Origin of the sequence: Symbioplanes lichenis (assembly GCF_030709675.1) — a bacterium.
Taxonomy (GTDB): Bacteria; Actinomycetota; Actinomycetes; order Mycobacteriales; family Micromonosporaceae; genus Actinoplanes; species Actinoplanes lichenis.
Genome location: NZ_JAUZQD010000015.1, coordinates 194,691 through 206,945, shown reverse-complemented (window position 1 = coordinate 206,945; position 12,255 = coordinate 194,691). Strand labels below are relative to the sequence as shown.

The 12,255-nt window shown below is 70.6% G+C and carries 12 protein-coding genes; 6 read left to right on the top strand and 6 right to left on the bottom strand.

The features are described 5' to 3' along the window. From RAN62_RS32160 to RAN62_RS32140, 4 genes are all read right to left on the bottom strand, one after another. The gene (locus RAN62_RS32160) at nt 1–378 is read right to left on the bottom strand and encodes an ArsR/SmtB family transcription factor (protein ID WP_014440216.1); all 378 of its coding nucleotides are present in this window, start codon (nt 376–378) and stop codon (nt 1–3) included. Between the two features lie 309 nt (nt 379–687). Then, nucleotides 688–828, bottom strand: coding sequence for a hypothetical protein (locus tag RAN62_RS32150; RefSeq protein ID WP_305788583.1), 141 nt, complete (start codon nt 826–828; stop codon nt 688–690). A gap of 374 nt (nt 829–1,202) precedes the next feature. Continuing rightward, nucleotides 1,203–2,519: a hypothetical protein gene (locus RAN62_RS32145; protein WP_305788582.1), complete on the bottom strand. Its 1,317-nt coding sequence runs from the start codon at nt 2,517–2,519 to the stop codon at nt 1,203–1,205. Nucleotides 2,520–2,611: 92 nt separating this feature from the next. Beyond that, nucleotides 2,612–3,607, bottom strand: a complete 996-nt coding sequence (locus tag RAN62_RS32140) for a hypothetical protein (RefSeq protein WP_305788581.1) — start codon at nt 3,605–3,607, stop codon at nt 2,612–2,614. Nucleotides 3,608–3,981: 374 nt separating this feature from the next. On the opposite strand from RAN62_RS32140, the gene RAN62_RS32135 reads away from it, so the two are divergent. Continuing rightward, a complete protein-coding gene (locus RAN62_RS32135; RefSeq protein ID WP_305788580.1) occupies nt 3,982–4,134 on the top strand; it encodes a hypothetical protein in 153 nt (50 codons plus the stop codon). Nucleotides 4,135–4,186: 52 nt separating this feature from the next. Here RAN62_RS32135 and clpB read toward each other — a convergent pair whose 3' ends face one another. After that, nucleotides 4,187–6,778, bottom strand: a complete 2,592-nt coding sequence (gene clpB, locus RAN62_RS32130) for an ATP-dependent chaperone ClpB (protein WP_305788579.1) — start codon at nt 6,776–6,778, stop codon at nt 4,187–4,189. A 151-nt stretch (nt 6,779–6,929) separates the two neighbouring features. On the opposite strand from clpB, the gene RAN62_RS32125 reads away from it, so the two are divergent. The 5 genes from RAN62_RS32125 (at nt 6,930) to RAN62_RS32105 (ending at nt 11,780) form a co-directional block, all read left to right on the top strand. Beyond that, on the top strand, nt 6,930–8,135 hold the full coding sequence (locus RAN62_RS32125; protein WP_305788578.1) for a sugar efflux transporter: 1,206 nt from the start codon (nt 6,930–6,932) through the stop codon (nt 8,133–8,135). A gap of 10 nt (nt 8,136–8,145) precedes the next feature. Next, entirely contained in the window at nt 8,146–8,643 is a 498-nt protein-coding gene (locus RAN62_RS32120; RefSeq protein ID WP_305788577.1) for a cation:proton antiporter regulatory subunit, read from the top strand. 9 nt (nt 8,644–8,652) lie between these two features. Then, a complete protein-coding gene (locus RAN62_RS32115; protein ID WP_305788576.1) occupies nt 8,653–9,858 on the top strand; it encodes a cation:proton antiporter in 1,206 nt (401 codons plus the stop codon). Between the two features lie 256 nt (nt 9,859–10,114). Continuing rightward, the gene (locus RAN62_RS32110) at nt 10,115–10,555 is read left to right on the top strand and encodes a hypothetical protein (protein WP_305788575.1); all 441 of its coding nucleotides are present in this window, start codon (nt 10,115–10,117) and stop codon (nt 10,553–10,555) included. Between the two features lie 55 nt (nt 10,556–10,610). Then, the gene (locus tag RAN62_RS32105) at nt 10,611–11,780 is read left to right on the top strand and encodes a hypothetical protein (RefSeq protein ID WP_305788574.1); all 1,170 of its coding nucleotides are present in this window, start codon (nt 10,611–10,613) and stop codon (nt 11,778–11,780) included. 7 nt (nt 11,781–11,787) lie between these two features. On the opposite strand, the gene RAN62_RS32100 is transcribed toward RAN62_RS32105, so the two are convergent. Next, nucleotides 11,788–12,228, bottom strand: coding sequence for a heat shock protein transcriptional repressor HspR (locus RAN62_RS32100; protein ID WP_305788573.1), 441 nt, complete (start codon nt 12,226–12,228; stop codon nt 11,788–11,790). Nucleotides 12,229–12,255 lie beyond the last annotated feature (27 nt).

Sequence of the window (12,255 nt, the reverse complement as noted above, 5' to 3'; positions counted from 1 at the left end):
TCAGCGAGCCTTCTTCGTCGCCCGCTTGCGCGGCGGCGTGAGCAGGTCCGCAATCGTGGCGATAGCGGTCGGCACCAGGCGGTAGTACGCCCACACGCCACGCTTCTCCCGCTCGAGCAGGCCGGCCTCGGTGAGGATCCGCAGGTGGTGGCTGACCGTCGGCTGCGACAGGCCGAGCGGCGCCGTCAGGTCGCAGACACACGCTTCGCCGTCCGTAGCGGACTGGATGAGGCTCAGCAGCCGCAGCCGCGCCGGGTCCGCGAGTGCCTTCAGCACCCCGGCCAGACGCTCGGCATCGGCTCGTTCAATAGGCTCGCCGGCCAGCGGCGAGATCTGAGGCATTGTCATTTCCGCCAACGCAGTTCCCACGATCTCCATCCTTCCACCAACTGCATCGATTCTCCTGCATGTGCGCAGGAACGAACCGGCTGACTTTCGGGCCAGAAGGCCGGAGCCGGTCGAACGACAGGTTGATCGGCGACGTCCGGCCGGCACCCCGCACGGCCCCGCCACTACCCCGATCGACCATTACCGCGACACCGACTTCGGTCTCTGCCTCCTGCAACGCCTCAGCCGCCGTCTGGTCGCTGCCCATCGCCGTCGAGCTCCTCGATCCCCGCCCATGGAGTGAGGCGCCCCACATTTCGATGTCACGATCACTACGTCGGCTGCCCGGTGCCCGCCCGGTCACCGGAACCGCCTTCCCTGCACCGTCACACGGCGCGAGCGGTCGTCACAGTCAGCTTCACGACCCGATGAAAGCACGGCACAACGCTGCGCGACGGGCAATTCAGTGATGAATTTACGCAGGTCGTGGTGGGCTTCCATGACATCGAGAGTACTTCCTGCCGAAAAACTGGAACGTTCTGCCCTGCCGGGGCGGAAAGGAACTATTGACGCACGCCTAAACCTGTCAGTAACTGGAAATAGTGTTAACTGAAACACCCCCGGCGGGTGTTTCAGAAGCTGCATAGACGCAGCTCAAAGCACGTTTGGCCGGATCCGGCGGCGCGCCCCGAGACAACGACGGTCATCGAACGCTCACGGGGTGACACCGATGTCAGCGAGTGACCTTTGTCCGTCCACTGGGAAAGATCATCCACTCAGCGAAATTCGAAGCCCTGACGGCGCGCAGTCCCACCCGTTCGGGTGACCTACACCCATCGATGCGGGGTCCCCCGTCAGCTGGACTGACGCGGCTCCTAGCCGTTGTTACCGGGCTCCCGGGCCGGCTTCTCCGCAGCATCGTGCGAACTTTCATCCCCGCGATCACTCCGATCACTCACCGTGGCCGCCGCACTTCCGCCAATGACGTCACTCGATGCCTCTCCCGAGCCGCCGACGGCCGGCTGCCCCTCCGACGTGACCGAAGTCACGGAGTCAGCTGCGTCCGCCGCAGCCACAGGAGAGTCGCTGGGCGCGCTTGCGGCGGCGGACGAAGAGACCGTCGAGGCACTCGGTGGAGCTGCAGCGGCGGGCGACGGGTCCGTGGGGACTGCCGGCGGGGCCGTGGGGGCGGTCGGCGGGGGCGCGGCCCAGGGGCTCGTCTGCCCCGGCGCCTCGGTGGGGACGGCAGGCGGAGCCGGATAGGGCGCGCCATAGACCGGCTGACCCGGCGCCCCGAAGCCACCGGGTGCGCCATAGCCACTCGGAGCCGGGTAACCGCCGGGACCCGGGTAGCCAGAAGCCTGATAGCCAGGACCCGGGTAACCAGCGGCCGGATAGCCAGGAGACGGGTAACCAGCGGCCGGATAGCCAGGAGACGGATAACCGGGAGCCGCATAGCCCGGAGCTGGGTAACCAGGGGCCGCGTAGCCGGGAGCCGGGTAGCCGCCAGCGGGCCCGGATGTGGGGTAGCCAGCGGGCCCGGACGTCGGGTAGCCAGCCGGACCGGACGTCGGGTAGCTGGCGGGGGCCGAGGTCGGCGTGGCGAACGGGTCCGCGGGCTCCGGCTTCGGCGGCCGCCCGAAGAACGGCCGGGGCGACGCGAGCAGCAAAGCCCCGACGATCACATAGGCCACCACCTGCGCGAGGGCCAGGCCCAGGTTCATCGGGATCCACCCGCCCGGGTACGCGTCGACCAGGGCGGCGCCGAGGGTGCCGGGCGCGGCGTCCGTGCCGTCCTGGGCGGTGACCGTCAGCGCCGAGGCCAGGCCGCCGAGAATGCCGAGGCCGCACACGACGAGGGTCGCGATCCGGACGCCGTTGCTGCCGCGGCGCAGGCCCAGCGCCAGGACGACGAAGAGGGCGAAGACGATCACCGCCAGCACCGCGCTCAGCGCCGCGCCGATCCAGACGACCGTCACGATGCCGTCGACGTCGTCGCTGCCGGCCGCGGCGTCCTGGAAGCGGTCCACGGTGCCCGGTGCGACGACGAGGGTGATCACCGCGTACGCCAGGCCGACCACCGCCATGACCAGGAGCAGCAGGGACGCCAACCCGACCGAGGCGGGCCGGGACGACGGCTCGGGCGCTTCGGCGGCCGGTGCGGGGGCGGGGGGCTGGACTGCGTACGACATGAGACGTCTCCCGGGTGATCCGTTGCGACGAACCTACCCGGACACACGACGCGCCGCCGGTGTTACCCGGCGGCGCGTGCTGATGCCGAAGGTCAGGCGGGGTCGGTCGGCTGCCGCCCCTGATCCCCCGGCGGCGACGAGGGCCCGACCGGCGGAGAGGCCGGCGGCTCAGAAGGCGGGGCCGAAGGCGAGGACGGCGGTGCAGAGGGAGAAGAAGGCGGCGCAGACGCCGGCGGGGAAGAGGAAGGCGCAGCCCAAGGATCCGACGGCGCGTCCGCGGACCCGGGCGAAGAGGACCCGGACGAAGGAGCCCCGGACGAAGGAGCCCCCGGGTAAGTGGGGAACGACGGCTGCCCCTGCTGCGGATACCCCGGATAAGCCGGATAACCCGGCTGCCCGGACCCCTGCTGCCCATAACCGGGCTGCCCGTACCCCTGCTGCGGCTGACCGGGCGGATAACTTTGAGCCCCAGGCTGCGGATAACCCTGCGGCGGATAACCGGGATACGGCGGGTACGGCACCGACGGGTCCCACGTCTGCCGGGGCCGGAAGAACGCGTTCGCCGCCGGCAGCATGAGCAGGATCAACGCCCCGAGCAGCGCCAGCAGCACCACCACGGTCAGCGTCGTCGACACCGGGGTGAACCAGCCCGGCAGCTCGTCGTTCAGCCGGCTCTCGACCTCGCTGGTGGACGGTCCGCCCGTACCCGTGTCGAAGTTCATGCTGCTCGTCGCGGCCCCGCCGATCAGGCCGAAGCCGTTGCAGCAGAGATAGATGCCGCCGAGGATCCAGGTGGTGATCCGGGCGGGCTGCTTCCCGCGGTTGTTGAAGAGCGCGAGGATGACCAGCCCAGCCGCGAAGATCAGGTTGATGGCGAGCCCGATGACCGAGGCGGCGACGGCGACGACCTCGAAGCCCTCCTCCTGTGTTCCGGCGTAGGCGTCGCGGTAGATGTCGGAGATCGTGGAAACGGTTGCCAGCGACGCCAGGCCACCGGCGAGCGAGGCCGCCGCGGCCGCATAGAGCAGGTACGACGAGACGGTCACGACGGTCGGGCGGACAGCTGATGGCGGGGTGGCCGGTTGCATCGGAGCTCCCTCCTAGATCCACTCACGGTAACGGGTGAGTGCCAGAACCTCGACCGGCGCCCGGACGGTCCGCCGATGTGGCACTATCGCCCGAAGTGCCAGAAATAGCCGGAAATGCATCGCTCGATCAGGGGGCGACAGGACTCGATCCCGAGCCATACACTTCCATCTCGTGGCGCGCCGACGACAGGAGACTCCTCCGGCGCCGCCCTGTGCCCGACCGGGTCGCCGCCCCCGCCCAAAGCTCGCAGGGGCCCTGGCAGACCGGTTCCGGGCGCCCTTCCGATTGCGCAGGCCGCGTGACCACGCCGCGGCCGCCCCACAAACGTTAGGACCGGTGCTTCCCCATGCCTCACGCCGACACACTCACCGTCGTGCACCATGACGACACCAGGACCCGTTACCAGGACGTCCGCTACCAGTTGCACCGCGACGGGATCCGGATCTGGTCCGACGAGGGCGAGCACGCCCTCACGGACATCCTGATGTGCCACGCCTACCGGCAGCGGGAGGCGACCGCGAGCTAGCAAGACCGACAGAAGGGCCCCGAGGCACACCGCCTCGGGGCCCTTCTCGTTGTCAGAGGCCGCGGGTGACGACCAGACCGTCCTTGTGGTCGCTGACCCCGACCACCACGGTGTCGCCGTCGACGATCTCGCCGCCGAGCAGCGCCTTGGCCAGCGAGTCGCCGATCGCCGACTGCACGAGCCGGCGCAGCGGCCGGGCCCCGTAGAGCGGGTCGAACCCGTGCTCGCCCAGCCACGTGATCGCGTCCGGCGTGACCTCGAGCGTGAGCCGGCGGTCGGCGAGGCGGTCGCGCAGCCGGCCGAGCTGGATGTCGACGATCGCGGCGAGGTCGTGGGCGGTGAGCGCCTGGAAGACCACGATGTCGTCGAGCCGGTTGAGGAACTCCGGCTTGAAGTGCGCCCGGACCGTCGCCATGACCTCCTCGCGGCGCTCCTCCTCGCCGAGGGTGAAGTCGGAGATGACCGAGGAGCCGAGGTTCGACGTCAGGACCAGGATCGCGTTGCGGAAGTCGACCGTGCGGCCCCGCCCGTCGGTCAGCCGGCCGTCGTCGAGCACCTGGAGCAGCACGTCGAAGACGTCCGGGTGCGCCTTCTCGACCTCGTCGAGCAGCACGACACTGTACGGCCGGCGCCGCACCGCCTCGGTCAGCTGACCGCCCTCCTCGTAGCCCACGTAGCCGGGCGGGGCACCGACCAGCCGGGCCACGGAGTGCTTCTCGCCGTACTCACTCATGTCGATGCGGACCATCGCCCGCTCGTCGTCGAAGAGGAAGCCCGCGAGCGCCTTGGCCAGCTCGGTCTTGCCGACGCCGGTCGGGCCCAGGAAGAGGAAGCTGCCCGTGGGCCGGTCGGGGTCGGCCACGCCCGCGCGGGCCCGGCGTACGGCTCCGGCGACAGCCGCCACGGCATGGGGCTGGCCGACCACCTTGGCCTGCAGCGACTCCTCCATGCGGAGCAGCTTGGCGGTCTCGCCCTCCATCATCCGGCCGGCCGGGATGCCGGTCCACGACGCGATGACCTCGGCGATGTCGTCGGCGCCGACCTCCTCCTTGACCATCGGCGGCTCGGCCTTCTCGTCCTCCGCCGCGGCCGCGAACTCGATCTCCTGCTCCAGCGCCGGGATCTCCTGGTATTGCAGGCGGGACGCCTTTTCCCACTCGGCATCGCGCTGGGCGCGCTCGAGCTCGGCCCGCGTCTCGTCCAGCTTCTTCTTGAGCTCGCCGACCCGGTTGAGGCCGCCGCGCTCGCGCTCCCAGCGGGCGTTGAGGGCGGTCAGCTCCTCCTCGCGGTCGGCGAGGTCGCGCTCGAGCCGCTCGAGGCGGGCGATCGACGCGGGGTCGGTCTCCTTCTCCAGGGCGAGCTTCTCGACGCGCATCCGGTCGACCTGCCGCTGGAGCTGGTCGAGCTCGACCGGCCGGGAGTCGATCTCCATGCGCAGCCGGGAGGCGGCCTCGTCGATGAGGTCGATCGCCTTGTCCGGCAGGAACCGGTCGCTGATGTAGCGGTCGGACAGCGCCGCCGCCGCGACCAGGGCCGCGTCGGTGATCTGGACCCGGTGGTGGGCCTCGTAGCGCCCCTTGAGCCCGCGCAGGATGCCGATGGTGTCCTCGACCGTGGGCTCGCCCACGACCACGGGCTGGAAGCGGCGCTCCAGCGCGGGGTCCTTCTCGATGTGCTCGCGGTATTCGTCGAGGGTGGTGGCGCCGACCATGCGCAGCTCGCCGCGGGCCAGCATCGGCTTGAGCATGTTGCCGGCATCCATCGAGCCCTCGCCCTTGCCGGCGCCCACGACCGTGTGCAGCTCGTCGAGGAACGTCACGACCTGGCCGTTGGAATTGCGGATCTCCTCGAGGACGCTCTTGAGCCGCTCCTCGAACTGGCCGCGGTATTGCGCGCCGGCGACCATGGCGCCGAGGTCCAGCGAGACCAGCTTCTTGTCGCGCAGGGTCTCGGGCACGTCACCGGCCACGATGCGCTGGGCGAGGCCCTCGACGATGGCGGTCTTGCCGACGCCGGGCTCACCGATCAGCACCGGGTTGTTCTTCGTACGCCGGGAGAGCACCTGGATCACGCGCCGGATCTCGGCATCCCGCCCGATCACCGGGTCGATCTTGCCGTCGCGGGCCTGGGCGGTCAGATCGACGCCGTACTTCTCCAGCGCCTGATAGGTCTGCTCGGGGTCCTGCGACGTGACCCGCCGGTCGCCGCCGCGCACCGCCGGGAACGCTGCGACCAGGGTCTCCTCGGTGGCGCCGGCGTCGCGCAGGGCCTTGCCGACCACGCCGCCGACCCGGGCCAGCCCGGCCAGCAGGTGCTCGGTCGACACGTAGTCGTCGCCGAGCGGCTTGGCGATCAGCTCGGCTTCGCCGATGGCGTTGACGAACTCGCGGGACAGGCTCGGCTCCGCGGTGGAGGAGCCGCGCGCGGAGGGCTGCTGCTCGACGGCGCGCACGGCGGCCCGGCGCACGTCGGCGGGATTGGCTCCGACCGCGCGCAAAAGCGCCGGCGCCGTGGAGCCGCCGGTGTCCAGCAGCGACAGCAGCAGGTGCCACGGCTCGACGGTCGCGTGCGCGCGCTGGTTGGCGTCGGCGACCGCCCCCGTGATCACGTCCCGGCTCTTCGTGGTCAGTCGTTCGGCGTTCATGCGCTCCCCTGAAGACGTGAGTCAGCAGCTCGAAGTTGAGTGTATCCCGCTCAACCCCGGAGTTGAGCCTAGCTCGCTCAAGTCCACGCGGCGAGCCCTGCGGAGGGAATCACGGTCGAAAATGTCGGACGTCGGCCGTAGCGTGCGGGTCATGGCCTTGGACACTTCGCGGCGGCAGCCGCAGCTGCTTCGTGCCCTGCTCCCCCTCGGCCTGGTGTTTCTCGCGGTCGGCATCTCGGTCGCCCTGGTCGGCCCGTTCCTGTCGCTCTTCCTCAGCACCGAGGTCGACGCCAGCCCCCTGCAGATCACTGTCTTCCTGGTGGTCAACCCGCTGGCGGGCGTGGTCGGCTCCACGGTCGTCGGCCGGCTCTCCGACCGCCACCCGATCCGGCGGGCACTGCTGATCATCGGCGGCCTCGCGGGCGTCGCGGGCTGCGTGGCGACGGCCTTCGTCCGCGACTACTGGATTCTGCTCGCGCTGGCGGTGACGGCTTTCGCGATTGCCGGGTCGCTCTTCCCGCAGAGCTTCGCGTACGCCCGGCAAGTCCTCGAACGTGACGCCCCCGACAAGGCGGCGCTCGGCATCAGCGCGCTCCGGACCGTCTTCTCGCTGGCCTGGGTCGCCGGCCCGGCCGTGGCGGCGTACCTGGTCGAAGCGGGCGGATTCCGGCTGGTCTACGGCGTCGCGGCGGTCATGTACGCGCTCGCCACCTTCATCGGCGTCTTCTGGCTGCGCGAGGTGCACAGCCCGGCGCTGCCCCGCCCCGACGACCACGTGGAGGCGCCGGTGCCCGCGGGAGCCCGGTGGCTGCTGCTTCTCTCGGCCGCCGCGTTCACCCTGATGCAGGCGCCGCTGACGCTCGGCATCCAGGCGCTCCCGTTGTTCATCAGCGAGGACCTGGGCGGCCGGGTCTCGCAGGCCGGCCTGGTGCTGGGCCTGTGCGCCGCCCTGGAGATCCCGTTCATGCTGGCCATCGGCGCGCTGACCACCCGGCTGCCGCTCCGGCCCATGCTGCTCGCCGGGGCCACGTGCGGCGTGGCCTACTACGCGCTGGCCGCCGTGAGCACCGGCGTCCCCGTGCTGCTGGGCGGCCAGGTGCTCAACGCCCTCTTCATCTCGGCGACGTCGGCGCTGGGCATCACGTACATGCAGGACCTCCTGCCCGAGCAGCCCGGGCGGGCCACGACGCTGTTCACGAACTCGTTCCCGCTCGGCGCGATGCTGGCCGGACCGCTGTTCGGGCTCGCTCAGGGCTTCGGCTGGCGGTTCGCGTACTGGATGTGTGCGGGTTTGTGCTTGGTGGGGTTGCTGATGTTGGTGGTGTTGCGTTCGGATCGGATGACCAGGGAGCGTTAACGTGGGAGCTGTGCGCGTTCGGGTAGAGCAGACTCCGCTTCCTGGCATCGGCGTCCGGCATGATCTGGTGACGTCCTCCGGCCGTACGGTCGGGGTGGTCTCGCACCGCAACGGCCGGCGTGACCTGGTGCTCTACGACGTGGACGACCCCGACTCGTGCCTGGCGTCGATACCGCTCACCGACGACGAGGCCGAGGCCCTGGCCGACGTCCTGGGCGCGTCCTTGATGCTCGGCCAGCTCTCCGGGCTGCGGCAACAGGCCGCCGGCCTGCTCACCGAGCAGATCGCCCTGCCGGCCGGGTCACCCTTCGTCGGGCGCCCGCTGGGTGACACCCGCGCCCGTACGCGCACCAGCGCCTCGATCGTCGCGGTGCTGCGCGAGCGGGAGGTCATCGCGTCGCCCGGCCCGTCGTTCGTCTTCGAGGCGAACGACGTCGTCGTGGCGGTCGGCACCCGGCAGGGCCTGGACGGCGTCAGCGCCATCCTGGCCGGCGACGGCGACGGCTGAGGGCCGCGGGTGCACGGTACGACGATCCTGCTCATCGAGGTCGGTGCGCTCCTCTTCGCCCTGGGCATGCTCGGTCGCCTGGGCCGGCACATCGGCCTCTCCCCGATCCCGCTCTACCTGCTCGCCGGGCTCGCCTTCGGGCACGGCGGTTTCCTCCCGCTGTCGGCCAGCGAGGAATTCATCGAGGTCGGCGCCGAGATCGGCGTCATCCTGCTGCTGGTCATGCTCGGCCTGGAGTACTCGGCCACGGAGCTGGTCGGCAACCTCCGCTCGGCCGCGCCCGCCGGCGTCATCGACGCGCTGTTCAACGCCCTGCCCGGGGCCGCCTTCGCGTTCCTGCTGGGCTGGGGCTGGGAGGCCGCGCTGGTGCTGGCCGGTATCACCTGGGTGTCGTCCTCCGGCGTGATCGCCAAGGTGCTCGGCGACCTCGGCCGGCTCGGCAACCGCGAGACGCCGGTCATCCTCTCAGTCCTGGTCATCGAGGACCTCGCGATGGCCTTCTACCTGCCCCTGATCACGGCCGTCCTGGCCGGCGCGGGCCTGCTGGGCGGGGCCAAGGCCCTGGCCGTCGCGGTGGTCACGGTGATCGCGGTGCTGGTCGCCGCCATCCGGTACGGCCACGCGATCTCGAACTTCGTGTCGGTCAAGGACGCCGAGGCCCTGCTCCTGAGTGTCCTGGGCCTGACGCTGTTCGTGGCCGGGGTGGCCGCCGAGCTCAACGTGTCCGCGGCGGTGGGCGCCTTCCTCGTCGGCATCGCCCTCTCGGGTCAGGTGGCGCACAGCGCGGTCCAGATGCTGTCGCCGTTGCGGGATCTCTTCGCCGCGGTCTTCTTCGTCTTCTTCGGGCTCTCCACCGACCCGGCCTCGATCCCCCCGGCGCTGCTCCCCGCGCTCGGGCTGGCCGTGCTCACGATGGCCACAAAAGTGCTCACCGGAATGCTCGCCGGGCGCCGCGCCGGGATCGCGCTGCCCGGTCAGATCCGAGCCGGGCTGGCCCTCATGCCGCGCGGCGAGTTCTCCATCGTCATCGCCGGGCTGGCCGTCGCGTCGGGCATCGAACCCAAGCTGGCGCCGCTGGCGACCTCGTATGTGCTGATCACCGTCGTGACCGGCCCCCTGCTCGCCCGGCTGCCCGACTACACCTGGTTCAAGAACTTCGTCCGCCGCCGGACCCAGGTGCGCCGTCCGGCCGATCCGCTCCCCACGACCGACTGACCACTCAGCCGTCCAGGCTGCTCAATGCTACTGACAAGTATCTGAAAGTGAGTTCAGGTCACTTCCGCCGACCGTGATCGACACGCTAACGTGTCGCCGCGACAGCATCGAGTGAACCGGGTGACCGGCGACACGCCTTCGGCTGAGGGGACCCAGGCGCGGACGCTGCTCCCGACGAGGGTTTCTCGCCCCATTGTGCGGCGGGCCCTCACTGCCGAGGAGGACGGCGGATGAGCGAGCGCAGCAAGGCGGCGTCATGACCGTGGACGAGAAGACTTTCTCCGGCTTCGCCAACCCGGTGGACCCGCGACCCGAGGAGCTCCAGGCCTGGGCCTACCACCCCGAGGCCGTACCGGTCAGTGCCATGCCGGCCGACTGGGACCTCCTGATCGCCGGGGACGTCCTGGCGCCGACCCTCTTCGAGCTGGCGATGGACCGGCAGTGCCCGGCGCGCCGGTTCGCGCAGCACTGCATGTACATCTATGCGGCGGACGGCGTACGGCCGAATGCCTCCTCCCAGCGCAAGCGCCGCCTCAAGAAGTACGTCGAGCGCGCCGAGGAGGTCGGCGACGAGCCCATGTCCATCTGGGCCCACAACTGCCGCGTCCTGATGAACCGGCCGGAGCTCTTCGACTACCGCGACTGGATCGAGGGCGGCCTGGTCCGCTACCCGCGCCGCCTCGCCATGTACCGCTGACGTCGCCTCCGCCCGCCGTCGCCGCTCATTGATCCACGTCCGTACGCTGGGGTCGATGGAGCGACGACGTGACCGCAAGGACCTTGTCGCCGGGCAGCTCGCCGCGGCCTCGGAGGTCTCCGCAGCCACGGACATCTCCGCAGCCTTGGACATCTCCGCGGCTTCGGGCGTCTCCGCGGCTTCGGAGGATGAGGAGTCCTTCTGGACGGGCGCGGCGACCGTGTTCTTCGTGACGACAGGCACGCTGTTGGTGACGGCCTGGGTCAGCAGTCTCATCGGGCTCTCCGCCGCCGACAGCTTCCGCCACGCGACGGTGACCGGCGCCTGCGAGCTGACCGGATGTTCGGTCCCCGGCATGGTGGCCGTCGGGTGCCTGCTGGCCCTGGTGCCGCTGCTCTACGTCCTGGCCGTCGTCCGCCTGTTCTTCCGGTGCGGCCGCCGCGGCAAGATCGCATGGCTCGTCGCCGGCGTCGTGCTCATCGTGGTGGGAGCTCAGTTCGCCGCCATCGGCCACGGGCCGAGCGCGGAGGGCATGATCCGCAGCCCCGGAGGCCCGTCCCTGTTCAAGGGCATCAACGCGGGGATCGGTGCCCTCTGGGTGGCGTTCGGCACACTGGGCGCGCTGCGCCTCGCCGAGAAGAAGTGGCGGGCCCCCTTCTGGGCCGGCACCACCATCGTGCTGCTCCTGGTCACCGTCGTGGGTGTGGTGTCCACGAACTCCGCCCGCAAGGACGCCGGCCCTCTCCTGACCGCGCAGATCTTCCCGCAGGACACGCTGCGGGGTGAGAGCCGGAGAGGCGGGCGAACCCGTGCGTACGAGGACGACGTCCTGACCCGGACGGCGTCCACCGACCTCGTCGGGTGCCGCGACCGGTACGCCGGGTGCCTCCGCTCCTCCGAGTTCCAGTTCACCACGAACGACAGCGACGCGGTCATCCAGTTCGACGTCGTATCGTTCCCGCGCAGCGACGTCGCCTGGCGGGTGTGGACCGGGCTCGGCCGGGAGACCGGCGACCCGACGTCAATCCGGCTCACGAGCGTCACGAACCAGTGGCTCGTGGTCGCCACCGTGCGGCACGCCGACGGGCGGCCGATAGCGGCGGGCGAGAAGAAGTGGCTGCGCTGGCCGGCCCGCCAACTGGAGTACGCCTTCGGCGACGCGGTCGGCTATGACCGACTCGCGCCCGAAGTGTCCAAGACGGTCGCGCCCCTGACCCGCCCCTAGAGAGCTCTTACTGGTTGCCCGGGCGGCGGGGGCGCCAGACGACCAGGGCGGTCGAGGGGCGCTCCTGGCGGACCAGGTCGCGGCGGGGGTAGGCGCTCATGGCCTCCATCTCCGCGACCCGGCGGTAGGCGTCGTCGAGCTGGCCCTCCAGCTGGGCGACGCGCTCCTGGAGCTCACCGACCAGCTGCTCGAGGCCGATGATCCGCTTGATGCCGGCCAGGTTGACGCCCTCGTCCTGGCTCAGCTTCTGCACCTCGCGCAGCAGGGCGACATCCCGCTCGCTGTAGCGCCGGCCGCCGCCGCCGGCCCGGCCCGGTTGCACCAGGCCGAGCCGGTCGTACTGGCGCAGGGTCTGCGGGTGCATCCCGGCCAGCTTGGCGGCGACCGAGATGATCAGGACCTTCGCGTCGGAGGCCTGCTCCACCGAGATGCTGATCTCTTCGTACATATGCCACCTCCCGAAGGTGTCCTGTCA